This is a genomic window from Agrobacterium sp. 6Ca8, assembly GCF_055382765.1.
The window spans coordinates 1,063,396-1,089,365 of sequence record NZ_AP026434.1; the positions used below are offsets into that span (position 1 = coordinate 1,063,396).

The window sequence follows — 25,970 nt, forward strand, 5'->3', positions numbered from 1 at the left end:
TCTTGAGAAATTAATCTGAAGTTGGTTTTATCCGCATTGGATCGATGTCGTGGAGGATGATCGAGCATGTCTAGTCGAGGCGCAGAATGGTTACGGTGGGAGCCACACATCCATGCGCCGGGTACCTTGTTGAACGATCAGTTTGGCGCAGCACCATGGCCGAGATATCTGGATGAGCTGGAGAGCATCGCGCCTTCTCTGACAGCAATTGGTGTGACCGATTACTATAGTATGGCAACCTACGAGAAGGTGCGCGCAGCGAAAGACGCTGGACGACTTCCCAATTGCAATCTCATTTTTCCGAATATCGAGATGCGCCTTGCGATCGGCACAACGCGAAACAATTTCGTCAACGTGCATCTTCTCATCGATCCATCGGACGCGGATCACGTTGAGAAAGTGAACGATATTCTTGGAAGACTGACATTCACCGTTGATGAGCAAGGCTATGGATGTACGGTGCCCCAACTAATTCGGCTGGGTAGGCACTTAAACCCGCTGCTCATAGACGACCGTGCTGCACTTCAATATGGCGCCGAGCAATATAAGGTGTCGCTGGAAGACCTCCGCAACGCCTTGAACCATACTTGGGCGAAAGAAAATATTCTAGTTGCTGTCGCGGGAGGTGCCGACGGAGCAAGCGGCCTCCGGGACGGATCCGATGCGACGCTACGAAGGGGTATCGAAAGGTTTGCTGACATAATTTTTTCCGGCAGCCCGAAAGATCGTGACTTCTGGCTAGGGCTGAAGGACGGCTGCGACGCGGACTTCATCAGCAAACACTATGGAGCCCTTAAACCAACATTATGGGGATCCGACGCTCATGATATTTCTCGGATGGGCAAGCCTGACCAAAACCGTTTCTGTTGGATCAAGGGAGATGCGTCTTTCGATGCACTGAAGCAGGCTTGTATCGAGCCGCGACGAGCATATGTCGGACACTCACCAACCATTGGCGCAAGCCCCTCCCAAGTAATTTCGAAAGTGGAGATTAAAGGCGCAGATTGGGCACTAACGCCGGAGATCGATCTGAATCCAGGCCTTGTTGCAATTATCGGCGCACGTGGATCAGGTAAAACCGCCTTGGCGGACATCATCGCGGTTGGATGTGATGCATTCCCAAAGACCACTAATAGCAAATCGTTCATCAGTCGCGCCAACGAGGATGGCTATCTCCACGGGGCTTACGTGGAGGTAAATTGGGAGACCGGAGGTCAGCCAGAAGTCCGGTTTCTTGATCAACCGTCTTCAGAAATTTGGGACGGCGACGCACGCGTCAGATATCTTTCGCAGCAATTCGTCGATGATCTCTGTTCTTCGACCGGAATGACAGACGCGCTGCTCCATGAAATAGAACGAGTCATTTTCAATGCCCATCCAAGTAGGGATCGCGATGGCGCTGTTACGTTCAGCGATCTCCTTGATCGCAAGGCATCACGATATCGGGACTCCCGTGCCCGAGAAGAGGTCGCACTAGCGACCATTTCGGAACGCATCGGAATCGAGAGGGAAAAAGACAAGCTTGTGGGGAGCTTAAAGACCCAGGTAATGGAGAAATCCAAGCTGATCGCGCGCTATACCGCCGACCGAGCTCGGTTGATTCCGAAAGGTTCGAACAAGGAGGCGGTGCGTCTTGCTGCTTTAATTTCGGCTGCGGAAAATGTGCGCTCGAAGATTAGAGCTTTTGCAAATCGCAAAGCTTTTCTCGTTTCAATTTTTGATGAAGTAGAGGACCAACGAACCAACCAAGCCCCTGAAGCGCTGAGAAGTCTTAAAGAGCGCCACGGTCCGGCTCAGCTGGACAAAACGGAGTGGGAGAAATTCCTTTTGAGCTACTCGTCCGATGTGGATGAGTTTCTCGTTAGACAGCAGCGGGCCGCCGACGTCATTATAAATGATATGAAGGGCAGTATCCCTTCAGAGCTAATGGAAGGGTCGGCATACATCCCTGACGACGCCGACCTAGAGCGAACGACACTCGCTAGTCTCGAAGCTGAGATAAAGCGGCTGGAAAAGCTCATTGCCGCAGATAAAGAAACCGCCGATCGCCTCAACGCGCTTTCGAGCAAGACAACGGAAGAGACACAAGCATTTCAGTCCCTCACGGAAAAGCTTTCTGATTGTGAAGGTGCGAAAGCCCGCGCGATACAACTCGTTGCCGAGCGCGAGAACGGCTATCTGCGGGTGTTTCAAGCGATTTTGGGCGAAGAGAAAGTGCTCAAAAGCCTATACGCGCCGCTGATGGATAAACTCTCCACTGTAGGGGGAACGGTCCATAAGCTGTCCTTCTCAGTCAACCGCATCGCTGACATTGGTCTATGGGCAAAGCGTGGAGAGGAACTGATTGATGGAAGAAAACCTCCATTTGCTGGCCAGGGTTCGCTACAGAAGGTGGCAATACCTCACTTTTCAGCAGCGTGGGAGAGAGGCACAATAGAAGACATCCACGCCGCAATGACTTCGTTCAAGGATAAATATCAGGACGAGCTCCTAGCGGCCTCGAAAGTTCCAAAAGGTGACCAGGGGTATCGTACATGGTCCCGAAACTTTGCTCAGTGGCTATACAGCACTGAGCATATCAGTCTTCGTTACAGCATCGACTATGATGGGACCGATATCACGAAATTGTCTCCAGGAACGCGCGGGATCATCCTACTGCTTCTGTACCTCGCTCTAGACGACGCGGACGACCGTCCCCTCATCATCGATCAACCGGAAGAAAATCTCGATCCACAGTCGATATTCAACGAGCTCGTTGGGCTTTTTCAAGCTGCTAAGAGCAAAAGACAAGTTATCATCGTGACGCACAACGCCAACCTCGTTGTTAATGCCGATGCAGACCAAGTTATCATCGCGAAGGTTAGTCCCCACGTCGCTGGTGGGCTCCCCCCGATCACGTACACCTGCGGTGGGCTCCATGAAGCATCGATACGGCAATCAGTTTGCGATATCCTTGAAGGTGGGGAAAGGGCGTTCCTCGAAAGAGCCCGTCGCTTACGTTTGCGCGTGAGATCCTAATCCTGGTGAAAGAACTAGCCGGCGAGACGATGCGCGTCCTGAGCGCGAGAGAACTGTGGTGGCTGCCTTCCTGTAGCAGTCCCTTCGAAACATCTTCGTAACCTCGCTAAGCTTCACTGCTTCGCATGAAGAAGCACGAGAGTTCCAAGCCTCTTCTGAGGCAAGACGAACCGCTCCGCCCACGCCCACGGCGCCGGCCCGATCCAGCGCAGACCAACCTGCTCCTCGATCCCATGCCAGACCGAATCGAACCCTGCCTGGCGCTTCGCAAATCCACTCCACTCAAGGGCGATGATTGGCTCTTCGAAGTGAAATGGGATGGCTATCGTATCGCCGTTAACATCAAGTCCGGCAAGGTTCGCATGCTTACTCGCGGCCGTCACGACTGGACGCATCGCTTTCCGACAATCGCGGCCGCAGCGCTCAAGCTGCCCGTCGCAACCGCCATCATTGATGGCGAAGCCGTCGTTATGGACGCCGGATGCCGCTCCGACTTCAGCCTCCTGAAGAAGTCACTCGGCGGTCGATCTGGAAAAGCTGTGTCGTCCGACGCGATCCTGATGGCCTTCGACCTTCTACTTAGTAACCGATGTTCTGACCCCACATTGCCCGCTGTTGCCTGATCTGTGATCGACATTCCATGAATGAGCGACAGGGAGGTTCTCCATGGAGTCTACGTTGGAGTTTCTCACAACCAGGAAGCCTGGACGTGAGGGTCACCGACATTGGCCTGGTGAGATCAAGGCAAAGATCGTGTCGGAGAGCTTGAGGCCCGGCACGACAGTCAATGAAGTTGCGCAGCGCTATGGATTGCGAGCCAACAGCCTTTCCACCTGGCGGACGGTGGCACGGCAGGGCAAGCTGATTCTCCCAGCACCGGAGGATGCGGTAGAGTTCGCGGCCATGGTCATCGAGACGCCAGCGCCGGAGCCGCGGACGGTGAAGGCTGCCACGCGCCCCGAGATTGTCATCGGTCCCGTCACGATCCGCCTTCGGGGCTGGACCCATGACGCAAAGCTTCGCTATGCCTCGTTCAAGGGCGTGCGCGAGGTGCAGGACAATGCTGATGTGTATCGTGTCAAGAGCGTTCAGCTCGCCGTCTGCAAAACCGAATTCATGTGCTCCAGCGCCATCTTGATGTGATTGTCGAGGTGAACGATCGTATCCATGCCTTCGTCGATGCCGAGCCTGCGATAGTTATATTGGACCACAAAGCGATGACTCTTTGCTCGAGCTTCAAAGGCCACGAATTTCGGGAGACTATCCTCTATATTTTCAACGAGCGGTCTTTCATCGAGGTTTGCTGCTATGGCTTCCAGAATCTCACGACCAAATTCATATTGTCGCTCTTGCCTTACAGCCTTGTAAAAGGCTTCCTCTGCTTCAGCCTCAGCGTAGATCCGGCACTCGCTGAGAATTGAAAATTGCATCGTCTCTGCATGATCAATGAAGGTCCAGCGTAGCAGCCATCCATCATGCAGCTCGTTCGCTGGCCGGCCACGCCAGTCAAAAGCATAATCCGTTTTGAAATCCGGCTGCAAAAACCTCGACATCGCCGGATTGGAAATTCGCGCCAACGAACTGTCGATCAGATGGAATGCCTCATCCGGATCTTTGTTGAAATTCGCGTACAGCTTATCTCTGAGAAAAAGCGGGATTTCGCAGTCGTCTATTGCGACGGGCATAACAATCGTATTCTTTTCTGCCAGCTCTCTGATCAACCCGGCATTCAATTCTCGTTTGCACCACTCTGATGCAACGGAGCTTTTAGAAAGAATGACAAGGATGGCGCTCGACGTCGTAAGCGACTCTTGGATCCTCGAAGTGAGAGAGTCTCCCAGTTTCAGCTCCCAGCGATCAACCCAGACATGATGCTTCGCCAGCACAAGCATTTTTGCAAGCTTGTCGACGAAATCTTTGTCCTGGTGGCTGTGACTGATGAAGATGGGCATGGCTTCTACTCCTATATCGCTGAAAGCAATGGAGGGAAATGACGACGTCGTCTGTGAGTCATGCCAGACTGAACTGTACTCTGGTTCAACGGGCGCTCCTCCAACCGCGATGCGCTGAGTTCAAATCATAGATCTAATTTTGTTGTAGTCGAAGCCGTTTGGCTCTGCGTCGAGATATGCGCGGATGGCTTCGTCATCGTTAATACGAGCTGACATTTCCGCATGCTCTTTTTCCTTGTGTTCGAGAAGCTCTCGGCTTCCGCCCAGGCGAAGAATTTCGTGCGCACGCAGACCCTCCTCCGGGATTTCGGGGTAGTATCCATATTCGTGTCCGGACTTCATGACGCGATTCAGAATGATGAGTTGTCCAGGCGGACACACTCTCACATCCGTGACGGCGAGACTGACGTCTATCCGCTTATCCTTGAATTCGAGCCAAGCATGGGAGATGAAAATCTCGTCGGTCCCGTCATTCACGTAGGCGACGACCGGAGTCGTTGTAATTCCATGAGTCTCCTTCAGACAGAGGTACATGAAAAATACCGAGTGATAGCACATTCCGAATGCGTTGCGCGGGACGATGACCTTGTTATGTAATCGGTACGCTAAATCAAAAACAATCTTCTCTTTGTCGGAAAGGCTAGTTTTCCAATCTTCTAGCAGTTTCGTCTTTTGTCTTGCTTGCCCCACGAATTTCTCCGAATCAACCCTGTGTTGAATTCGTATATTTTGATTTGAACTCCGACAAGCAGAAAATGATGCTGGCCATCGCCTTCAGTGACCGCGCTCTATGCCTTCGGCACGGAGCCGCCCTGCGGCCGCCTCACCTAAAGTTCACAAAGAAAATGCCGCCGCACAATCCGGTTGTATCCGGCGACGAAGACGCGGCGTGACATGGCTGTGAGAGCATTTACCGCCCCCCAAGCCTGTCTATCGGAAGTCAAGAGAATCATTGCTGCAGGACGGGTCACAACATGGAAAATTGATCAAGACGGCGATCTAACCCTTACTATCGATTAAGACGAAATCCCAGTCTATGAGAGAATAGACAAACGGTGGTTTCGCAAACGACTTTTTGGGAGATGAGCCTTCGGATCAGGGGCAGCGGGAAGCAAAAAAACTGAGCTTTTGGGGCAGTTCACAACATGCGGCGAAAGTCGGACCCGTTCTGGTGGAGTGTACGGTTGACGTAAACCCTAGACTGTATCATTCTTCAGTTGTGAACCGTCGAGCTGGGGGGCTATTATGGCGGATATACTTAGGAGATTTTACAGAACAGCCGTCTTTGTCTCGCTTGCGGTTGCCGGCGGATGTGGCGGGCCTCAGTTTCGCGAGGACACAGGCAATACGCCGGTCGTTCCAACGCAAGCGGTGATAGACACTCTGAAATGCGGATTGTCGAATGCTGTGGCACTCGATACTTTCGATCGGGGCGGGATCCGCTCGGCAATTGCCGTGGTGAAGCTCGACGTCAACATCGTGAATGGCTCCACAATTACAGGCTCGACCTCTGCCGGAATTCCAATCTCGGGCGGAGCTGGAACCTTTTCGCCGAGTTTCTCAGCCGCCCGCGAGGCGACGCTGACGAACAACACGACGACGGAATTCGACATCGCCATATCACGGGGTGATGGGTCAGCCTGCCAATCTGTCCGCGGACACTTCCAAGACGCGGGCTTCTCATCCTGGCTCTCCCAAAACATCGTCAACATCAACCGCGCTGTGGCTGGGCCTCCTTATGCTTCGATGAAGAAGTATGTTTACGACAGCCATTTCATCGTTAGGAGGTCGGCGAATGCGGGAATTTCCTTCGAAATCGTTCCCGTGAAGGTCGGCGCATCCGTCGATATCTCGCGAAGCGATATTCAGCATATCAACGTGACGATAGAGGCAGTGACTGTCAGGGACGGTAAGACAACCGGGCGCGGTGGAAGGTGGTTCAACACTGAGAGGGGAGGGCGTTAGATGATCGGAAGACGTAGCTTTCTAAAGTTTACCGGGTTCGTGCCAGTTTGCTTGTGTTGCGGACCGGACGGTGGTGCGCAGGCGCAGGAAGACGAAACACTTCTCTGCACAGAGTTGGTGATGCCCAACTTCGAGGAGTCACTGAAGATTGCAATCGACGAGAATCCAGAAAACGATCCTATTCGGGAAAATCTGCCCAGATCGGAGGCGATCTCTCTTTACAACAAGAAGTGGAATCCGAAGCGTCGACTTCTCAATGTCAGCTTCCTCGACGAGCCGGCCTTTATTGACAAAGTCATCGGTTACGCTCGCGGGTGGGAACCGCATATGGGAATACGCTTCCGCTTCGGCAATTCGGATGCCGACATACTCGTTTCCTTCGAAAAGGGAGGCTCATGGAGCTACCTGGGCACGGACAGCCGTTATTATGCTCAACGGGGCCGGCCCTCGATGAACTACGGCTGGTTCACCGCATCGACGTCGGAAGAAGAATTCCGCAGGGTCACTCTGCATGAATTCGGTCATGCGCTTTCCTTGGTGCATGAACATAGCCATCCGGGCGGGCGTATCAGCTGGAACGAGAAGGCAGTGTTCGCGCACTACGCCAAGCAGGGTTGGACCGAAGACGACGTCAGGGCACAGGTCTTCCGTAAATACCAGCTAAGTCAGGTTAACGGATCGAATTATGATCCGACTTCAATCATGCATTATGCGATCGATCGTCGACTGGTCACGGACCCCGTCGACGCGGTGGGGTGGAACACCCAGCTTTCCGATCTCGACAAGACCACCATCGCGAAACTGTATCCGAAGAAGAGAACAAATCTTCCAAAATAGGTGGCCCATGTTCGATGCGCTCCTTGCAAAACTTCTGGCAATTCTACTCCTGTTTGGGCTTTCGGGTGTGGTTCAAGCTCAGGGCCGCTCGGTGAACGAACCGCAGCGGGTTGTCGATCTGTGCGATATTGACCCTAAAGCATGTGACATTGCGTTTTTAAGAGCTAGCGACCATAATTGGCGCGTTGCGCCGTTATGTGTTCTCGACCCTTGTGCATGCTCACGCTGTAACAGCCTCGCGTGGGAGCGTGTAGCCGGCAGTGAGAGCTTATCGGCAGTCGAAAATGCGCTTTCGGAAAGCCTGAGGGCGGGAAGCTTAGAGTTGATCGCCGCGAACCCGATCATTGTTTCGCCTGTGCCGACATATGACGGGCTCCTGAGCGAGCGCACGTCCCGAGCGGCCGCAAACCACGGCACTCCCGTATTTCGGCTCAAGCGGCAGGTGCTCGAGGCGAGTGCTCGCCACGATCACCGGGAGGGGAGGGTCTGTAGTGCATCAAGCTCGCGGCCGGCCGATGTGTGGCATGAACTTGCGGTTAGGCGTAACGAGACAAGACAATGCAGTAATGCGGCGGAACTCGTCCTAGATCAGCGCGACGTAATGGGGGCGGCGAAATATCTCGCAGTCATCGCCGGCACCCGCAGCCGGGACCAGGAGAAAAGCGCCTTCAAGCTTTTCGATGATTACAAAGAGCAATGTCTCAATCCGCTGATGGAATACGCGACGTCGAGCTCGCTGGGTGCACTGCTCGGCTCAGACTTCACGGCGATTGCCCGTTCTTCCATCGGTCGACTCAGCAGGCCAGGTGAGCCTGTGTATTGTACAGCAGCGATCGGAAAAAGAGCAGATCAGTCTGTCGGACTCGTGACGGCGGCGCATTGTGTCGGAGACGTGACACGGGGGGCTGGCGACGGCCGGCTCCAATATGCCGCCAACAATGCGAAAATGGTCTTCACCGCATTTGATGGTACCGAGTATCCAGTCGAAATCGATGAGGATGTCATCGGCTACGATTACGCCGCAAGTGACGACAGCGCATTCATACCGCTGGCTGAGGGCCGGACCCTTTTGGTGGCGCCGTTCGAAATTGGTAAGACGCCCGAGCTTTGGTCGCCGCTATATATCGTCGGTGCAAATCCATTTCTAAGCGCGCTGGCAAAGGCGAAGGATCCAGAAAGCTACAGTGCTTTCAGCGCAGCAAGCATCTCTCTCGAGGCGGGTTGCCGCGTCTATGGTATTTCTGGCCGGGGTGTTTTCCACAACTGCCAAACCGAGAAGAGCATGTCGGGCAGTCCAATTTTCGTTTCGCGTGCAGGGCGTGCCGAGCTCATTGCTGTCCAATCAGGCGAGGCAAGCAGCGCTACAATTCCCGAATGTGGACCTGGTTCAGCAGCCGCCGCCAATGTGGGCACTCTCGTAGCGCCATAGTCCAGCCAGCGGTACTAAAGCCCTGATGCCTGGTCAGATTCACACGGAAGCGATCGCCCCGCCGCTGATATCTGCGGGTCATCTCCGCTGAAGCATGACCGAGTTGCTTCTGCACGTAACGTTCGTCGACTTCAGCGGACGAGGCCAGGCCCGCGCGAAGGGAATGGCCGGAGAACTTGAAGGCGCGTTCAATTTTGGTGAGATCGCCGCGAATGCCTGCAGCCATTGCGGGCAAACTGCTCTCCGGCGCCCAAGTATCCGTCTCCGGTATACATCTGCGAGAACCTGGTGCTTCCGGAGAGAGCACCGAGCGTTCGATTGGAGGCGTACCAAAGCAATGGTGCCGACTACATCGTTAATATGGTTTGTTTGGGCGACGCGTAGCGCAATGTCTGCGGCGTTCTTGTTTAGAAGCCTGAGCTTCTGGCAATCCAGTCTCAATGGAACGACCATCTTCATACGAGGGATGCGGGGCTCGCGAAGCGGTTGCGGCCCGACACAAGCTTTACCGCCCCTCAATGCTCCTGCTCTGCCGCCCGGCGAATGAGTCTGTCAAGACTTTGACCACGGCCACGGCCCGTGGCAGCCAGGGCATCGACAATCGTCTTGCAGTGGTATGGCCACGCAGCCCGATCGTCAGGTAGCAGCTTCTCCAGCGCGGCAATCAAAGCAAGCGTGGCTTCTTCATCCAGCTCTGCCACTTCGCATGCGAGGCGCAGGTTGCGCTCGCCTGTGATCGTGACTAGTCGACGGTTCACCAAAGTCAGGATCGCCGCAAGTTGATCGGGGAAGCGAGACGCGAACCGAAATAGGGCGGCGGACATTGCCGGCGTCTGTACAGTGCGCTGTTTAGGCCAGATCTTGCTGATGAATGGCAGGACCATATCACGCCAGTCGGGCGCTTGCGTTGCCCAGTCACCGAGGAAGTTCAGCACTGCCAGCCGCAGCGCATCATCGCCGAGGATCAACATGTCGCGAAGTTCAGCGTCCGAGACGATCTGAGCATGCTCTTTGCTTCCCCAACCGCTCAGCAGATATCCCACAAGGTTCTGTTCCGCCCTGCCGATCGACCCGACCCTTGCAAGCATAGCTGGCTTCAACCGTCCAAGAAGCTCCGGATCGGGGATATGGCGCATCCCTGAAAACCCCGCCCAGAAAACATCGCCGTCCGGCCCATCATCGGAAGCGCTCGGCAACACGTGCTCATCCATCCAGGCCTTCTGGTGAAAGTAGAACCAGCTCGTCCTGCGCGCCACGTGATAGAGTGCGTGCCGCGCGTGGTCGTCAGACAAATGGAGTACCTTGGTCAGGCGGGCGGTCCAGATTGCGGGAACCTCGTTTTGCCCTTCCGGCAGAGGTATCTGCATGAGCGAACTTACCAGCCTGCCAGCAACAGAATTCAGGGCTTCGAACGACCAGTCTCGCCGCGGCTTCTGTTTGTACGCGGAGGGGTGAAGCGTGGCAGCCTCGATGATCTTATCCCAGATCACATCAAATTCGTTTTTCCCGCGTGCCTCGAAGCGGCTGCCGCGCTTCGACAGCCACTCAATCAACGGGTACCAGCAGCGAGAGATATCGTCGGGCGACAGCGTTCGGATGAGCGCGACGACGATTGCATCCTGTCGTTGCGACGTGGGCATTTCACTCGTCGCCCTTAGAAAAGTATGCCAGTGGCGCCAAGTCAGATCCACGTTTCGACGCATCGCGCTGTGCAGCGCAAGGATTGCGCTGGCCGGCTTTTTGGCAGAATAGCCAGCGAAGGGGTCACGTTCCGTGTAGTCTCTCCCCGGCCGTTCCTGTGTCTCGATCGGCAAGAGCCTGCTGGGAGGTACATCGAGGATGCTGGTCGGGTCGTTATCCGTCCTGACGGAGCGCACCTGGCCCATCCTTGGTTGGGCAGTATATTCGGCTGCTTCCTCACGCCAGTCTGGCACGAGAGCCCGAAGGCGAATTTTTTCTGCGTCAATGTCGAAGCCGAAGTCGACCCCGTTGTTTGACATCCACTGCAAAACATTGAGGCGGGTATGAGCCGTGTACTCACGGGCTTCATGCTCTTCATATTCGGCAAATTGGGGGATGGGAGCTTGCAGGATCCGGGTCTCGATCGAGGAACGAGCGACGGCAGATATGGTTGGCCATCGATCCCTGATAGCGAACAACAGGTCGCGCTCGTGTTCGAAACCCCAGAATGTTCTGTCGCTCATCGTCGTGAAAACGCGCTCGGCATCCTCAATCGACGTCAATCCAGCGCGTCCGACCGCCCAGATGCGAAGCCGCTCGAACACAAGTCCATCATAGGTTTCCCATGCTTTCACCTCCCTGGCGGCAGCATTCTGGTCCGAGGCCTCTAACCGTTGCATTAGATTGGTGAAGCGGATCAACGGTATCATGAGCCCGTGGGCAACGTCCCCAAGCTGCTGGCCATCGTCGGGTCGGGTCGTATCGAGGCTGATATAAGCTCCGATCTCCGTTTCCATCTGCTCGGCTTCAACGAGGAGGTCGCGCCAGAGCGAAACCACGAATGGGAGATCCGCGTCTCGGAAGTCGATATCCTCGTGAGGGTTCGGATAGTCCACGTCGAGAGATAGAAACTCGCCGGGATCTGCGTCGGCGGCCATCGGAGGTGCCATACCATAGGTGCGGTTGATGGAGATCACCGGTCGCGACGCAGCGACCGCTTCCCTGATAAGGCTTGCAGACCATCCCTCCTGTTTGACGCGATCTTGTATGTAAAAGATTTTCTGATCGGTGTCGCGCTCAGGCTCTGCCCAGCGTGCGAGCAGATAACGCCAGTAGAGGGGAAGCTTTCGACCGTCGTCTTTCAATTGATACCGCAAGTGTTGTTCAAGCCCACGTGCGAGATTGGGATGAACCTCGCGTAACCCGGTTGCCCACCAGAGGGCCGGCGTTTCGGTCATCTTGCTGATAAGAAACCGTGCAAGCGACCAAAGGCGGGGCGTCATCACCGAGCGGCCATAGAAGTTCCCCGCCTCGCCGGCCGACATATCCGTCATGTCGCTTGGATGCGCCATCAAGGCGCTCCAGGCGGATTTTGGCACTTCCCGGTCCCGATGAGGATTGTCCGGATCTACCGACGCGGGTGCTTCGTCGCGATCAAGCCCGAAGTTGCCGAAGGCATCGAACTCCCCCGCATCGGTATCGAAACGTTTCAGGGGCAGAGGTATCAGATATCGCACATTGGGGTCGAACACGTAGAGCCACGTTGCCGGCAGTGTCGCAGCGCCCGTCAGCAAGGTTTTCATGCCTGCTGCAGTCGATGCCAGATGAGCAATCTTGCCGCGTACGACCGGCGAGACTTCGCCAGGACCGCCCAACGCTCCCGCGACTATCTCTCGGCTCCAAGCGCCGGGGTCTCGCGCCCGGCTTGCCCAGGCCTCCAAACTGTCCCAGAGATTGCTGTAATCGCTGCCGTAAGCGATCGGAACGACCCCTTTTTGCAGCCATTGCTCCTCGGCGTCCGCTTCGCCGCCAAACTGGAAAGCATAGACATTGGCGACCGGGGACTGCTCCTCGCGAAGCGCTTCGAGAAGATATTGCACCGGCGGATCATCGGCGGAATAGCCGACGAAAACGATCTTGAAACGGTTCATCAGGCTGCGGATGTAGTGGGTTGCCCAACCATCCGAGAGGTATGCCTTACCGAAATCCGCGCTGGACAGGACGACGGCTTCGGAAATCCCACTATAGTCATCATCGACCCGGCCGTGGACATGAATGATTCCTTCGAAGTCCGCTGGCCGATCTGGAACCGGCAGATTCGATGGTCCCCAGCTCTTCAGGGCGGGGTCGCACGCTTCGAAAAGGCGATCGAAGTTCGTTGTGATCAAGCGTGCGCGACCGTCTGCCCCCCGGGAGAGATCGATCAGTGTGTGATGGGCGCGCAGATCGGCATCAGGTTTTGGTGTAAGCGCGCGCGCGACGGCATCCCGGACCTCGCGAGGCTCGAATTCGAGGTCGAGCGAGCTGAACATCCGGTCGACGGGTACGTACGACTTTGCCCCGGAAGCCGGCTTTGCGGCGTCATAGAGACGCCGTGCCTGACTACCGCTTAGCGACCCGAGATCATCAATGACGTTCTTGGCCAGTGTCAGAAAATCGGCGAGCTTTGCATTGGCGAGAGAAACGCCAGCACCACAGAAAAACAGGACATTTCCTGCGTCACGGGCAACAAGCAATTCGTCCGGAATATCCGGTCCGTTGTCATGGAACCTCACTCACGCCGCTCCCTATCGATGTTGCTGGCCCGGAGACCGCGGAAGTTACATTTGTCGTCGACGATCGTGCCAATTGCAATATGAGTTGGCGTTTACCCACGGTAGAGAAGACTGTAATCGGCCGAAACCAGTAGCTAGAACACTGCGCGGCCCGGCTGTGCTGGGCGGCTCTATTCGCTTGCGCAAACGGAGCCCGGTTCCGGACTCCCCTAGCGATCCCGGCTGCGAGGAAGGAAACCTTGTTGGACCAACTGGACGCCATCAACATCAATTCTAGAGCAATGTTCCCAGAAGTAGACTCAACTGCGAAGTACATTCGGGAGAAGTGGGTGACCTGAACATAGCGCGCAAGCCTATTTCAACGGGAAGCGTCAATGCATCTGAGCGAGGTCCACGATGCTCCAAGTTGATTCTCTCGCCGAGGTCGTGCAATGGTTAACAGCATATAAGGGGGACATTGTGCCTCCCTAGCCATCCCTGAAAGCCCGGTATTTAAGGCTTTTAAGCGATGGTCGGAGGTCCTGCGCCACCGTCTCGTACATCCCTAGAGTAGCCGATAAAGCAAATTAGCAATTGGCCTTCTTGCCATGCGTTCATCGGCGGAGTTGAGAACTGGCACATAAAAGTGGGACATCGTGTCTCACTAACTACCTGTCGAAGACGTTATTATTCAACGGCTTAGATTTCAGGAAATGCCTTACGTGGGCGGCACCATTTTCTAGCTTCCGTAACTTCAATTGTAACGAGATTTTGTGACCTCGCATCCACCGCTGCGGCGAAGGTTACTCATGCCTGTTGCTTGCTTCCCGATCCTCTGCAATCCAGAGACATAAAAGGGAGACATGTGTGTAACAGGTGTTCTGCCTCCACATTGCCCGCTCTCGCCTGATCTGTTCACGGTCTAGGCTTGCTGGTTGTGAGAACTCAAGTTTAGTCTGCATGGATAAGCCGATCACAGCATTGCAGGGTCGATAATAAGTGCGAGATCCTTTCTGGTTCTGGATCAGGCGTCAAAGTGGATGTTGCCTGGCGACGCCGGGGGGCAATCGAGTCTGCTGATTTGACCATTCAGTGCCCAAAGGACTGTTCGTTCACATCAGGTCGGTCGAAAATCACTTTCCAAAGCGAACGAAAATTCGATCTTTTTCGCGGCGTAGAGAACCACGTTGAGATAAAGACGGTGTTAAGGTCCAGGATTAAAATCGGACGAATTTTTCTGATCGTCGAATAAGCTTACTGATGGCTGCAATTGACGCATTATTGCTATCGGCGTGGCAGCGGACGTCGTTCGAAACGGCAAAACGTGCGTGGTCAAGTTGCCCGACAAACAGCGCTTACCACACACCTCGGAACGGAGTGCTCTGGTCGCGACGGGTCAAGTCCATCGCGACGCCTAGGAAATTTGGAGGCGTGGCGCACCTTCCAGGGGGACCGCTTAAAAGGCGCCAATATTGTCGTCGGCGCATACTATCGGCTCAATCCAAGTCCCTGCGACCGGGAAAGCTGCTGTCTCAACGCGTGGTCATGGCTAAGCTCGGCATGGCGTGTACGATGCACTATGCGGGCGATCGTCTTGATCTGCTCGGCCTGCTTTGCGAGCTCCGTGCGTGCCTCGAGTTCCTTGGCGAACCTGCGGGGATCAGAACTACCAAACCGCCGCGTGAGCGCGTTAGCGACCAGCTTTGCCTCATCGAGCGCGGCACGGCCCTCAGCTGACGAGCGCAGCTCCGCTATAAACTGGCTCCGCTTCTCGACCGGCATCTTTTCCACGTTGGCACTGATTTCGGCGCTGCGCGGCGTGAGGCCGGGCACCTCGATTACATCACGCTTTTCGCGCTGCCATTGTTCGCTCTGACGTTCTTCGCCAAGCCGGCGCTGCCATGCCTCGGAGACATAGCCGATATGGGCAGAGAGAGATCTGGCGTATTGTAGTGCCTCTTTCCGCTCCGTGTTGTTTCCGAACAGACCTGACTTGCCGCGCAGCTCTCCGAAGCGCTCAGGCTGCTCGGCCATGGCCTTTGCCATGATTTTTCCGTTGCCTTCCTTCTCGGTCATCGCGGTGCGCAGTCTCGCCGCGACCTCGACCGGGTCACGGAACACGTGCCGCACGAGAGATTCCACCGTATCGAATCTCTGCTCGATGACGGACATCGCCCTCTCGCTGGCTACCTCTTCGATGCTGTGGTCGTGACGCGTGATCGCTGGCACCAGTGGAGTGGGCTTGCCGGGTTCCGTCGGCAATTGCTGGCCGATAGCTTCTGTGGGGGCAGGGACGGCGCTGTCTTGTGACATGAGGTCAGACCACCGGATGCGTCGATACCCTTTATTGCCTTCTGTCCGCTCGTCGCGCCGTCCGTCATCGATTGTCCGGGCGAACTCATTGCTAGGATTTTCGCGGTAAGCAGGACCGGCCAGATCGCCGGCACGTTCCTCGTAAACCTGCTGACGCTCTGATGGCCGGTCCTGCTGCTCCCGTTGCAGATGGGCCGCACGGGACAAGACCTCTTGGCGCTCATCTTTGGCGGAAGCAAGTTCAATCTCGCTTCTGACACCAAACTCTTGCCCGATCCATTGGTCGCCTACGATCCATGGGTCGCTGGCGATTCCGCGCCGCTCGGCAAAGTCGCTGATGTAATCCAGCGTGGTTTCCTTCGCGCCGGAACGCGACAGGCGGCTTGTCAGCTGCTCGTACGCCAACGCGTCACCCTTGACGACACGCCACGCATTACGCTCGGCCTGGGTGCCATCCGGAAGCGTGACAGGCGTGGCGCCTTCATGCTGCAGGGAAATCCTGTCCCCGATCTTTGGCGATGCATCTCGCATGGCCCGCTTGAGATCGACGCCCCACACCGTACGCGGTTCGCCCTTGTCGTTCTCCAGCGTCACAAAATAGTTTTCTCGCGCCTGTCGGTTATGCCCGTAGGGCGCAATACCGTGTTCGACCCAGTGACACGGACCTTTCTCGGTGGATGCTTCTGTGCCTGATGGCAGACGCAGGAGGACGCGGCGAACTTTTGGAATGTGCCTATGGCGCAGGTAAGCCGGGTCTCAATCTGGATAACATTAGGTCTCTATCTATTCCCCTTCCACCTCTCGCCGAACAACACCGCATCGTAGCCAAAGTCGATGAACTGATGGCGCTCTGCGACCAGTTGGAAACCAGCCTGACCAGCGCCGACGAGACGCGGAAACAACTGCTCGACGCGCTGCTGGCCGAGGCGCTGGCACCCGTCGATATCGAGGTGCTTCAGGAGGCTGCGGAGTGACGCTTCGGATCGAACATCAGAGCGAAGCATTCCCAAGTGTCTATGCGATCCGATCCGGGACGCTTATGACGACCTGGGATGAATTGCTTTGGGCCGCGATCACGATTGGGCGGCCCAGCACATACCATGTGTTTCGGCATGGACCGGCGTCGGCCCATGAAGCCATCTTCAGATTGGCGCTTGTGAGAATGGCCATTCAAGAAGGCTGGTACGGGCGGCTTCAACGGACTGATGCCTTCGCGGCGTTGGACCCAACGGAAAAAGGAATGGTCAGCTATTTCCTGGGTATGATGCTCTGTAAGGTCTTTGCTGGGCAGCTACTCAGAACTCCCTGGCTCCTTCATCTGGATGTCTTCCGAAACGACCTCAATCCACTTGTGCTTGGGCGCTCTCGTCCGGACTTGATTGGGCAGGACTACAGTGGAAATTGGCTCGCCTTTGAGAGCAAGGGACGCTCTTCTACTCCGAGTAATCAGGTCAAGGTTAAGGCGAAGTTGCAGGCGCAGCGCCTTATACGCGTCAATAACAACAATTGCTCGTTGCATCTAGGCTCGTTCTCGTTTTTCCGGAATGACATCCTTGAGTTCTACTGGCGCGATCCTGAGCCTGAATCCGAGGACCCGATTGAACTACCGGAGCCTGACGCAGAATGGCGCTACTATTTCGAGCCCGCTCTGAGCCTTGTCAGCGCGGAAGGAGGTTCAACGCTCGCTGCAGAGCGTGAGATGGCTGATGTCGAGGTCGCTATTCATCCTAAGATCAGACAGTTACTGGAACGGGACGACTGGCTGGGTGCCAAACGCTCTGCAACTCAACTGCGCGAGGTGTTTTGGGCTGAAGGTTATCGACCTGATGGTATCCGTGTGGTCGCGGGTGAGAGCTGGAGCAAGAGGTTCATATACCGTGAGAGATGACTTGTATGGTGGTCCCAAGATGGCGGATGAGAGAAGCCACGCGAAAACCAATAAAGCGGCGGGAAATGCACAATGACCGCAATACCTGACAAACCCCGTTCTATCCGCCTGCGCTCTTTCTACGGTTTCAGCCCGGAAGAGGACGGCTATCTCGGTTGGAGCGAAGAGGCTTCCCGTGATCGGATGCTGGAACTGGTCAAGGATGGCGATCTATTCATGATCTATGGAGCAGCCTCTGCAGAGACCAGCAAGAACGAGCGCCACCGTGTCCTTGGTTTTTTGCAGGTCGAAGCGCGGCCTATCGGCGATAGGGATAAAGCCTCAGCACTTGGCTTGAAGCGTAAGCGCGACAATGGTTGGACGGAGAAATGGAGCCACGCACTGCCGGTGGTTCGCGCCTGGCGGGTCGATGAGCCGATGCTGCTCGAAACCATCGCGCCCGTGACCTATCGTGCTGAGGCGGGTCAGGCCATTGCGGTCTGGAGCCCAGAGCTGACGCCATCTGAAATTGACCTGGCGCTGAAGGTGAGAGTGACGGAGGTCAGTGTTTTCGGGGAGCCGCCTGTGCCGGAGACGGCGGTCAAGAAAAGACCGCTGGCCGAAGTGTATCAACCCTCCAAGGCGTTTCCTGGCAGTTTCGGCGAGAGGGCAGCAACTTACGAAGATGGCCCGACACATCTCTACCTTGCCCGTTTTGTCGGCAATGGTTTTGCGATGATGGGCCTGCCGAAGCCGCAATTCGACAAATCCGACTTGATCAAGATCGGGGTGTCAAACGACGTTAAGCGGCGCGAGAAGGAGCTGAACTGCGGCTTCCCGCCCGCAGCAAAAGGGCGTTGGAAAATTGAAATGACCTCGCAGCTTTACGAAGATAAAGCCATTGCAGAATCCGCGGAGAAAGCCTTCAAGGACCGAGGTCAAAAAGAGCTGACCAGTCTCGGCGGCGAATTCTTCCGTGGTGAGTGGATGAAGGCGCAGAGCATATTCGCCTCAGTTCCAGGAGCATCCCGGTTTGGTGGAAAATAGAGATTATCTGTCGATGGCCAGTAGGCGCGTCGTAATTCAAAAGGGTACCGGCTCACAATGGCAATTCCCGATTACCAATCCCTGATGCTTCCCGTCCTGCGGCTCGCCGCCGATGGCGAAACCCGTGTGCCGGATGCGGCGGAAAAGCTCGCCGGCCAGCTTGGCTTGTCCGCGACGGAGCGGGAGGAGATGCTGCCGAGCGGTCGCCAGCGCATTTTCCACAACCGCATCCACTGGGCAAAATTTTACATGACAAAGGCTGGCCTGATCGACAGCCCTGCGCGCGGCCGTTTCGTGTCAAGTCAGGCTGGCAGGGCGTTGTTGGCCACTAATCCCGGTGGCATCAATGTCGACACGTTGAAAACCTATCCGGCCTTTGTGGAGTTTTACGCGTCCAGTACATCCGGCATTGGCGGCACAGATACCGCATCAACCGGCGCCGGTGAAACCATCGATGCAACAACCACCGCCACGCCGGAGGAACAGATCGATGCTGCGCAGGCCGTGCTGCACCAGGCCCTTAAAGCAGACCTCCTACAACGCATTCTGGCGCAGAGCCCGGCCTTCTTCGAACGCGCCATCGTCGATCTGCTGGTCGGCATGGGGTATGGCGGCAGCCATGAGAATGCCGCGCGCCGGCTGGGCAAATCCGGTGACGGCGGCATCGATGGTGTGATCGACGAGGACCGCCTCGGCCTCGACCGCATCTATGTACAGGCAAAACGCTACGCATCTCATGTCAGCGTCGGCCGCCCTGAGGTGCAGGGGTTTCTGGGCAGCCTCGTCGGCGTCGGTGCCGCCAAGGGCGTCTTCGTCACCACATCCAGCTTTTCCGCCCCGGCAACTGATTTCGTCCGCCATCTGCCGCAGCGCATCGTGCTCATTGATGGTGATCGCCTCGCCGACCTGATGATTGAGCATGGCGTTGGGGTGCGTATCGCCCGCGTGGTGGAGGTGAAGCGGCTTGATGAGGATTTCTTTGTCGAGGAGTGATGGTGCCGCCTGAGGGGCAGATGCGGAAATCATTTCCCCTTTGAAGGCGGAACACGCGGAAGTGGAATTGATCGGCGTTTCAAAAATTTACCTGGGATTGCTGCTTTTGGCTCTGTCCAATTTAAGAATAGTCTCTTAGCTTCAACTCAGGGTGATTCTCTTTCGAAGTAGATGCAACTGAGTGCTGGACTTGTGCCAGCAATTAGCTGGCGTGAGCATAGACCGTATCCATCTCAGGAAGTTACTAAAAATCATGTTTCTGGCGGACGGACCGAGACGTTCTGCCCTACGAACTGATATCCGAGAAGAGATAGCGAGGGATGCGGGCGATGACGGGGGGTGGAGGAGGACGTTTCCAGATGCGATGGTCCATAAAATATTACTCGTCAAGAATGTTCAGTCGTTTTTCTGGCTCACCAGAGACAGTTGGCAAACCATGCAGCATCACGTAGCCTCTGATTTGCAGATTGCCGCTGCCTTCTCACGGAGAAGCCTTTGCAGCAAAGGTCCTTTGGTCGAAGAGGACGATGGCATGGGCATTGGTGGCTGATCGGCAATTTTAGTGGCCCTTGGCGGCACTCATCGGTTTAGGTGAACGTCAAGCCGTGGCTTACACGCCTTTTATGATGTCGCAGATGCCCTTGCGGATGACATCCTTGTCGGCACCGACAAGGATGTCATCCGCAAGGGCATCTGCGCCATCATAAAAGGCGTGTAAAGGCCGGCTTGACGTTCACCTAAACCGATGAGCGCCGCCAAGGGCCACTAAAATTGCCGATCAGCCAGCCGATTACCATTCAGGAATTTGTCGAGTTCAGCAGTACGGGATCTGGATAGCCGAACTTCTTCCGCAAACTGGGGCCACCGATCTACGGCCTCTCGAATCTGCTCTATAACCTCCTTGGCATATTGATCCGGGATCGAAGCCGCTTTGGAGACCGCCAAAAGGTGAGACATGCCGGGGGTTCTACCTTCCCCGGCTATTGCAGCGCTGTGCTCACCGCCTGGCCCGGACGAAAACGTAAGATCGTATGCGGGTGCCAGAGACCACCTACCATTCCCGTCCATAAGAAATGCATGGTTTTTAGCATGGTCGTCGCGATTTCTGGCATAGACATTGAACACCATATTTCGAAACATCTTGAGGACTTCCGCAGCGTCGCGGGTCATCATATGGGTCAGCTTGTGAAGTTGCTCATAGTTCACACTCGCCTCACGATGGCTGGCATTCAACAGGCCGCTTGCCGTGTGCATGTGGAGCCTGCCGGCAGGTGTCCTGTCAAAACGTTTCGTCGCGAAAAGCCGCCTTCCTTTCCGGGTCTCCAACAGCTGCGTGTCAGCCATCGTCAGTCCTGCAGCTACCGCCATAAGCGCATAGGCTCTTTCTTCAGCGCCAATCTCCCGCGGATCATCGGAACTAGGTGCCTTGACCATCCACCTTTCAAACCCCGCGCCCAACGGCTGGCCGTAGTCCAGAACACAGGTATTTTCCACTTGGTTGAAGCCGATCATAATCTTCGGACGTGCACCCGCGGATCCGCCCTGTGCGCCCTGCAAACGATCGATGTCGGCGATGTCCATCTCCGTCTGTACCAACTCCACCTGATCAGCGAACCAATCGAGATCAGTGACGGCCTGTTGTTTCTGATCGTCTGGCAATTCCGGAATGTATGAGAGTGCCCCCATTCCCGTTCTGCCCACCGCCGAGAGACGGTCAACCGGCGTGAGCCGGGTGTAATCAATGCCCGCTCGCTGTAGACGGCGGTCCAGCAACAGACGACCCCACCCGTCAGGCAGGCTGTCGTTGAATAGCCCATGGAGCCCGTCGAACGGATCGCGAGGCGCCGCAATCAACCCGTTGGCCGCCATCATATGGAATGGAGAAATCAAAAGGGGCGATGTCAGAAACTCCGCCGCGTACTCGAAGTAAGCCCTCCGTTCCTTGCCACTCCAGGCGAGGGTACCGAGTTTCCTCTCGTTCCCTTCGAGATTCAGATAAACCTTAATCTGCTGGATTGGCTTGAACTTCATTTCCGGCGCACACGCTGCTTGAGAGGACGATCAATGACATCATCGATATTCTGCGGCGGCCGACCTGGAAACAAGCGTTCGAACTCCGCCTCCGCCTCAAGGGCAAACGCAATTTTCACAAGGCTCTCGAGCGAAATTTTCCCGGTTTCTTCAAATAGCCTCAACGATCCGTAGGACACATTCGATCTCGAAGCCAGTTCACGCTGGGTCAATCCATGCTCAATCCGTCGGCGCTTCATTCTGTCCGCCAAACCTCTGATAACTTCCACCGGGGATGCCATCCTAAATGCTAACATATTATCACCCAAATACAAATAAATGACATTACTGCCAATATAATAGCATTTAAATAAATCGCAAGTCGGTGATTTGAGCCATGCCGGAAAAGGTAGCGGCATAACTTAGCCGCCGGAAGCCAGCGCCAAGAAAGGATCGTACTGAGTGCACGGACACTCAAACCACATCAACTGCAGCAACAAACATCCCGCACCAGATAAGCAACGGCAACCTGACTGAGCCAATCGCCGCCGGAGACCGCCGCTGGCGGCAATCCGGCAGCCGACACATATAAAGCCGTTATAAGGAAAATGACTTTACCCCCAAAAGGTGGGAGTTGATTGAACATCTTCAGAAGATCGGTCCATCCAGCATACGCGGAGTTGCTCGATCCGTCGAACATTCCCCGCGGGAAATAGAGAGCCTACGCTGCCCGCTAAGTCCGACGTGGACAAGCGGGGCCAGCTGCGCTTTTTTAAGGCCATCGATTCTCCTCCAACCTTGCAATAGTGTAGTTTATAGACTGCAATAAATCTCATGATCGAGCTAAAGCAGACGGCGGTTTTCGCCAAATGGGAAACCGTCTAAGGGACAAACGAGCGAGGACTATCATTGCGGCGCGATTGATGCGGCTGGCAGAAGGTTTGCCGGGAGACGTCGAGCCGGTTGGGGAAGGCGTCAGTGAATTGCGAATACACTATGGCCCCGGCTATCGCGTCTACTTTCAGAGACGGGGCAATGTTCTCATCGTGCTTTTATGCGGTGGCGACAAAGGATCGCAAGCCCGTGATATTGCCGCCGCGCATAAACTCGCCAAGGAATGGAGCGAAAAAGATGACTGAAAAACTGACAACCTATGATCCTGCTGCCGCCTTGGTCGATGATGAAGAAATCGCCGCGTTCATGGCCGACGCCTTCGAAACCGGCGATGCAGCCTATGTTGCAAAGGCGCTCGGCGTCGTCGCGCGTGCTAAAGGGATGACCGAAATGTCGCGTAAAACAGGCTTGTCTCGCGAACAGCTTTATCGATCGTTCAGCGAGCACGGCAACCCAACGCTCAAAACGACGTTGGCCGTTATGAGAGCACTCGGTGTTGATATGACCGCCAAGGCCCATGCCGCCCAGTAACACGGTGGTCCGCATACACGCGGCAGAAACAAGCTACTGACAAAGCAAACACTCGCCTGATCCTTCCGCATCAAGCGGCAGGACCAGGCGCGAGGGGTTCCCCTTTGGAACTCCACCCCTCGTCGCCACGACGGCTTCCGGTCCAAGGTCGGACAATGCCATAGCCTGAAGCGAATGACCGCAATTGGCGGTTCTGCGCCAAGTCGGCCGTCGGCCGATTGCGGACTTTTTACTTCGCTTGACGTAAACTTGGTATGGTCGCGTCAGAGACGAGGATGTATACCGCCGTGAGACTTGCGCATATCAACATAGTTGCCAGAAACGAGGAAGCGTTCGCGGCATTCTATGTGAATGTCATGAAGTGCATAGTCCTTCGCAAACCGACGACGTTATCCGGTGAAAAGGTTTCCCTCGCGGTCGAGATACTGAGAGGTTTCCATTCTCGCAAGGCCCATGGTTCTGGAGAACGTGGTCGTCCACGAGGGCTGCGCCGCTGCCTAGCTATCTATCAGGAGGCGCAAACCGCGACCGATATCCTTGATCGCGTGCACCAATTCGTGCGCTGCATAGAGGGGCTGATCCTCGTAAGCCGCGCTTCAAGAGCCGCACAAAACTGTTTGTCGGTCCCCGGCATCATGACTTCATGGGCGATCTCTACGAGCTGCGCGGCCAAATCAAGCATCTGCACGAGAACCAGCATCTTGAGGGTTTGACCGGGGTGTACGACTGGAAATCGCGCGCAAGGAAGCGGTCAGCGAGTTCATCGCTCGAACTTGTCTGCTGCGCATATTGGCAGCGACGCGCTGCGACGGCACTTCGGCAACGTCGATGCCGCGCGCATTCTGGCAGTTAGGTCGTCAACAGCAAGCGGAGCTGTGGGACAAGCCCGAGACCATGGCAGCTTTTGGCGCTTCTACGCCACGACGGCATTCGGCTCATTTTGCGGACAAGTGTTTAGGATTTCTGCGGAATTGCCGACGCGGCAGCTAACGTCCTGTAAGTGTCAAGCTTTGCCACTGCCTTATCTAGTCATGCCTTCCGCACTGCTGTGAATGGCTTCCGCCATGAAATCGCAAAGCGAATTGTTGGACCCAGCGCTACGTATCAGGGCAACGTCAAGGTGCTCTATCACGGGTAACACGTCAGCCTGCGCCAGTTCCACGACAGTGGACGGGGCCGACATGCGCGTGACGGCAGCCACTGCAAGTCCAGCCTCAACAACAGTGAGAAGAGCAGACAGGCTGAAACTCTCATAAGCCGGCTGGAAGCGGATATCGCTTTTCCCCAACGCGGCTAGAACAACGGCGCGTGCCTGGCTTCCAGGTTCGAACAATGCAACAGGGAGCGGACGCCTTTCCAACGCAATCCGATCGCGGGAGGCAATCCAGATCATAGGCTCTTGTCGCAGGAGCTTACCTTCCACACCCCGCGACCGTGTTACGATGGCGAGATCGATGTCTCCCCTCTCGACTTGCGGCACAAGCACTGTTGATTGAGAACAAACGATTTTAATGGCGACGCGGGGGAACAACTGGCCGAAGCGGCGTAACACGGGCGGCATGATATGGGAGATATAGTCATCAGGCGCGCCGATGGTGATCGACCCGGCAATATCGGGCTTGCGAAAAGCTTCCACGGCCTCGTCATGCAGCCGCAGAATGCGTCGTGCATAGGCCTCCAGTTCCTCACCAGTCTGGGTCAGAGCCAGATTGCGTGTGTCGCGGATGAAAAGCGGTGCCCCTACTTCGGCTTCGAGCCGATTAATCTGCGTGGATACAGTGGCGGGCGATTTGTGCACTGCGGACGCCGCCCGCGTGAAACTCATCAGATCGACACATGCGACGAAGGTACGGAGTAAGGTGTGATCAAATTCCATGATTGTTTGGAAACTCCAATGAGTATGTTCATATTATATTGATTGTGTAATTAATCGTAAACGTCCAATCCTGAAGCAGGCGAACTTGATCAGGAGCGAGACAGCATGAGCAGACAAATTCACGGTTTTTTCGGCGTAACGTCTGCCCAGATGTTGTTGGGAACTCTTGGAGTCTGTGTTTTGGAAAGCGATGCGGACCCGCTATCGGTCACCTTTTACCGATGTGTAATCGGTGGCCTGGTGCTGGCACTTTATGGTGCCATGCGAGGTAATCTTTTCGGCGTATTGCGCCTGCCGCCACGAGTCCTCGGTCTTGCGCTCGCCAGTGGCCTGCTGATGGTCGGCAATTGGGTGTTGTTCTTTACAGCCATGCAACACATTGGCATCGCGGTCGCAACGATTGTTTTTCATGTTCAGCCCTTCATGGTGGTGTTGATCGGGGCGTTCGTTTTTCGGGAACGGTTGCATGCCGCCACCTTCGCATGGATCGCCGTGGCCCTGATCGGACTCGCTTTCGCCACGGGGTCCAGCAACGGCCAGACAACTGCCGATGCATCCTGGCTGCTGGGGATTTGCTGTGCGCTCGGCGGTGCATTTTTCTATTCCGTTGTTACTATCATCGCCAAAGGACTGACAGGCATCAGCGGACCTCAATTGGCCCTCGTTCAGTGCCTTTGCGGCATAGTGCTCTTGGCGCTTGTAGTGCCGCCAGGACCTCTGGAGGTATCATCCGTTCAATGGGGCTGGTTTGCCGTCATCGGCGTCGTGCACACCGGTGGTGTGTACATGCTGCTATACAACGCATTGCCCAAGCTCTCGACGCCCTTGGCAGCCGTATTACTGTTTTTCTATCCGGCCACTGCCATCGTGGTTGATGCCATCGTCTATGGCCATCGGTTGGGATTGGCGCAATATGGTGGCGTAGGCTGCATTTTGATCGCAAGCCTCGGCGTGACGCTGAAATGGGGTGTTCGCCGCCACCTGTCAGTTTCGGCTACTTGAGAAACAGAAGACAGTGAACTCA

Annotated in this window: 18 protein-coding genes and 5 pseudogenes; 15 read left to right on the forward strand and 8 right to left on the reverse strand. The window is 55.7% G+C overall.

What is annotated here, in order from left to right; translation table 11 throughout:
• Positions 1–66: 66 nt before the first annotated feature.
• From ACZ5A6_RS19035 to ACZ5A6_RS19045, 3 genes and pseudogenes are all read left to right on the forward strand, one after another.
• Positions 67–3,018: a TrlF family AAA-like ATPase gene (locus ACZ5A6_RS19035; RefSeq protein WP_464111278.1), complete on the forward strand. Its 2,952-nt coding sequence runs from the start codon at positions 67–69 to the stop codon at positions 3,016–3,018.
• A 125-nt stretch (positions 3,019–3,143) separates the two neighbouring features.
• Positions 3,144–3,596, forward strand: a pseudogene (locus ACZ5A6_RS19040) (ATP-dependent DNA ligase); the annotation flags it as partial.
• 88 nt (positions 3,597–3,684) lie between these two features.
• Positions 3,685–4,161, forward strand: coding sequence for a transposase (locus tag ACZ5A6_RS19045; protein WP_416333320.1), 477 nt, complete (start codon positions 3,685–3,687; stop codon positions 4,159–4,161).
• Here the strand turns inward: ACZ5A6_RS19045 and ACZ5A6_RS19050 are convergent.
• Complete coding sequence (locus tag ACZ5A6_RS19050; RefSeq protein WP_333704302.1) at positions 4,107–4,970, reverse strand: toll/interleukin-1 receptor domain-containing protein; 864 nt, start codon at positions 4,968–4,970, stop codon at positions 4,107–4,109. The two genes, ACZ5A6_RS19045 and ACZ5A6_RS19050, sit on opposite strands and share 55 nt — an antisense overlap.
• Positions 4,971–5,090: 120 nt before the next feature.
• Entirely contained in the window at positions 5,091–5,660 is a 570-nt protein-coding gene (locus tag ACZ5A6_RS19055; protein WP_333704301.1) for a hypothetical protein, read from the reverse strand.
• Positions 5,661–6,215: 555 nt separating this feature from the next.
• Here ACZ5A6_RS19055 and ACZ5A6_RS19060 point away from each other — a divergent pair.
• The 3 genes from ACZ5A6_RS19060 to ACZ5A6_RS19070 are packed head-to-tail and all read left to right on the forward strand — an operon-like array spanning position 6,216 to position 9,201.
• The gene (locus ACZ5A6_RS19060) at positions 6,216–6,935 is read left to right on the forward strand and encodes a hypothetical protein (protein WP_464111279.1); all 720 of its coding nucleotides are present in this window, start codon (positions 6,216–6,218) and stop codon (positions 6,933–6,935) included.
• Positions 6,936–7,772, forward strand: a complete 837-nt coding sequence (locus ACZ5A6_RS19065) for a M12 family metallopeptidase (protein WP_333704299.1) — start codon at positions 6,936–6,938, stop codon at positions 7,770–7,772.
• A 7-nt stretch (positions 7,773–7,779) separates the two neighbouring features.
• Entirely contained in the window at positions 7,780–9,201 is a 1,422-nt protein-coding gene (locus ACZ5A6_RS19070; protein ID WP_333704298.1) for a trypsin-like serine peptidase, read from the forward strand.
• Between the two features lie 19 nt (positions 9,202–9,220).
• Here the strand turns inward: ACZ5A6_RS19070 and ACZ5A6_RS19075 are convergent.
• The 3 genes and pseudogenes from ACZ5A6_RS19075 to ACZ5A6_RS19085 all read right to left on the reverse strand — a co-directional run.
• Positions 9,221–9,430, reverse strand: a pseudogene (locus tag ACZ5A6_RS19075) (tyrosine-type recombinase/integrase); the annotation flags it as partial.
• Positions 9,431–9,716: 286 nt separating this feature from the next.
• Positions 9,717–13,436, reverse strand: a complete 3,720-nt coding sequence (locus tag ACZ5A6_RS19080; RefSeq protein ID WP_464111280.1) for an SIR2 family protein — start codon at positions 13,434–13,436, stop codon at positions 9,717–9,719.
• Positions 13,437–14,903: 1,467 nt separating this feature from the next.
• Positions 14,904–16,379, reverse strand: a pseudogene (locus ACZ5A6_RS19085) (BID domain-containing protein); the annotation flags it as partial.
• A 41-nt stretch (positions 16,380–16,420) separates the two neighbouring features.
• On the opposite strand from ACZ5A6_RS19085, the gene ACZ5A6_RS19090 reads away from it, so the two are divergent.
• The 4 genes from ACZ5A6_RS19090 (at position 16,421) to ACZ5A6_RS19105 (ending at position 19,635) form a co-directional block, all read left to right on the forward strand.
• A complete protein-coding gene (locus tag ACZ5A6_RS19090; RefSeq protein WP_464111281.1) occupies positions 16,421–16,702 on the forward strand; it encodes a restriction endonuclease subunit S in 282 nt (93 codons plus the stop codon).
• Positions 16,699–17,616: a hypothetical protein gene (locus ACZ5A6_RS19095; RefSeq protein WP_333704284.1), complete on the forward strand. Its 918-nt coding sequence runs from the start codon at positions 16,699–16,701 to the stop codon at positions 17,614–17,616. Before ACZ5A6_RS19090 ends, ACZ5A6_RS19095 begins: the two co-directional genes overlap by 4 nt.
• Before the next feature lie 72 nt (positions 17,617–17,688).
• Positions 17,689–18,642 carry a GIY-YIG nuclease family protein gene (locus tag ACZ5A6_RS19100; RefSeq protein ID WP_464111282.1) on the forward strand — a complete coding sequence of 318 codons (954 nt, stop codon included), beginning with the start codon at positions 17,689–17,691 and terminating at the stop codon, positions 18,640–18,642.
• Between the two features lie 57 nt (positions 18,643–18,699).
• Positions 18,700–19,635 (forward strand): restriction endonuclease, encoded by a 936-nt coding sequence (locus ACZ5A6_RS19105; protein ID WP_333704282.1) that lies wholly within the window; start codon positions 18,700–18,702, stop codon positions 19,633–19,635.
• 765 nt (positions 19,636–20,400) lie between these two features.
• On the opposite strand, the gene ACZ5A6_RS19110 is transcribed toward ACZ5A6_RS19105, so the two are convergent.
• Both ACZ5A6_RS19110 and ACZ5A6_RS19115 read right to left on the reverse strand, forming a co-directional pair.
• Positions 20,401–21,666 carry a type II toxin-antitoxin system HipA family toxin gene (locus tag ACZ5A6_RS19110; protein ID WP_173998025.1) on the reverse strand — a complete coding sequence of 422 codons (1,266 nt, stop codon included), beginning with the start codon at positions 21,664–21,666 and terminating at the stop codon, positions 20,401–20,403.
• Entirely contained in the window at positions 21,663–21,935 is a 273-nt protein-coding gene (locus ACZ5A6_RS19115; protein WP_236735824.1) for a helix-turn-helix domain-containing protein, read from the reverse strand. The genes ACZ5A6_RS19110 and ACZ5A6_RS19115 overlap by 4 nt, the downstream gene beginning before the upstream one ends.
• Before the next feature lie 335 nt (positions 21,936–22,270).
• On the opposite strand from ACZ5A6_RS19115, the pseudogene ACZ5A6_RS19120 reads away from it, so the two are divergent.
• From ACZ5A6_RS19120 to ACZ5A6_RS19135, 4 genes and pseudogenes are all read left to right on the forward strand, one after another.
• Positions 22,271–22,474, forward strand: a pseudogene (locus ACZ5A6_RS19120) (hypothetical protein); the annotation flags it as partial.
• 5 nt (positions 22,475–22,479) lie between these two features.
• A pseudogene (locus ACZ5A6_RS19125) lies at positions 22,480–22,784 on the forward strand (type II toxin-antitoxin system RelE/ParE family toxin).
• Entirely contained in the window at positions 22,777–23,070 is a 294-nt protein-coding gene (locus tag ACZ5A6_RS19130) for an addiction module antidote protein (RefSeq protein ID WP_464111283.1), read from the forward strand. The pseudogene ACZ5A6_RS19125 and the gene ACZ5A6_RS19130 overlap by 8 nt, the downstream one beginning before the upstream one ends.
• A 275-nt stretch (positions 23,071–23,345) precedes the next feature.
• On the forward strand, positions 23,346–23,783 hold the full coding sequence (locus tag ACZ5A6_RS19135; protein ID WP_464111284.1) for a hypothetical protein: 438 nt from the start codon (positions 23,346–23,348) through the stop codon (positions 23,781–23,783).
• Positions 23,784–24,091: 308 nt separating this feature from the next.
• Here ACZ5A6_RS19135 and ACZ5A6_RS19140 read toward each other — a convergent pair whose 3' ends face one another.
• The gene (locus tag ACZ5A6_RS19140; protein WP_111788337.1) at positions 24,092–24,946 is read right to left on the reverse strand and encodes a LysR substrate-binding domain-containing protein; all 855 of its coding nucleotides are present in this window, start codon (positions 24,944–24,946) and stop codon (positions 24,092–24,094) included.
• A 105-nt stretch (positions 24,947–25,051) separates the two neighbouring features.
• On the opposite strand from ACZ5A6_RS19140, the gene ACZ5A6_RS19145 reads away from it, so the two are divergent.
• Complete coding sequence (locus ACZ5A6_RS19145) at positions 25,052–25,948, forward strand: DMT family transporter (protein WP_236772255.1); 897 nt, start codon at positions 25,052–25,054, stop codon at positions 25,946–25,948.
• Positions 25,949–25,970: the final 22 nt, after the last annotated feature.

Bases quoted from the DNA above. Each gene is read 5' to 3' on its own strand.
- ACZ5A6_RS19140 (WP_111788337.1), bottom strand. From the start codon at position 24,946: ATGGAATTTGATCACACCTTACTCCGTACCTTCGTCGCATGTGTCGAT.
- ACZ5A6_RS19050 (WP_333704302.1), bottom strand. From the start codon at position 4,970: ATGCCCATCTTCATCAGTCACAGCCACCAGGACAAAGATTTCGTCGAC.
- ACZ5A6_RS19105 (WP_333704282.1), top strand. From the start codon at position 18,700: ATGGCAATTCCCGATTACCAATCCCTGATGCTTCCCGTCCTGCGGCTC.
- ACZ5A6_RS19135 (WP_464111284.1), top strand. From the start codon at position 23,346: ATGTATACCGCCGTGAGACTTGCGCATATCAACATAGTTGCCAGAAAC.
- ACZ5A6_RS19035 (WP_464111278.1), top strand. From the start codon at position 67: ATGTCTAGTCGAGGCGCAGAATGGTTACGGTGGGAGCCACACATCCAT.
- ACZ5A6_RS19110 (WP_173998025.1), bottom strand. From the start codon at position 21,666: ATGAAGTTCAAGCCAATCCAGCAGATTAAGGTTTATCTGAATCTCGAA.
- ACZ5A6_RS19070 (WP_333704298.1), top strand. From the start codon at position 7,780: ATGTTCGATGCGCTCCTTGCAAAACTTCTGGCAATTCTACTCCTGTTT.
- ACZ5A6_RS19065 (WP_333704299.1), top strand. From the start codon at position 6,936: ATGATCGGAAGACGTAGCTTTCTAAAGTTTACCGGGTTCGTGCCAGTT.
- ACZ5A6_RS19130 (WP_464111283.1), top strand. From the start codon at position 22,777: ATGACTGAAAAACTGACAACCTATGATCCTGCTGCCGCCTTGGTCGAT.
- ACZ5A6_RS19145 (WP_236772255.1), top strand. From the start codon at position 25,052: ATGAGCAGACAAATTCACGGTTTTTTCGGCGTAACGTCTGCCCAGATG.
- ACZ5A6_RS19060 (WP_464111279.1), top strand. From the start codon at position 6,216: ATGGCGGATATACTTAGGAGATTTTACAGAACAGCCGTCTTTGTCTCG.
- ACZ5A6_RS19100 (WP_464111282.1), top strand. From the start codon at position 17,689: ATGACCGCAATACCTGACAAACCCCGTTCTATCCGCCTGCGCTCTTTC.
- ACZ5A6_RS19045 (WP_416333320.1), top strand. From the start codon at position 3,685: ATGGAGTCTACGTTGGAGTTTCTCACAACCAGGAAGCCTGGACGTGAG.
- ACZ5A6_RS19090 (WP_464111281.1), top strand. From the start codon at position 16,421: ATGGCAGACGCAGGAGGACGCGGCGAACTTTTGGAATGTGCCTATGGC.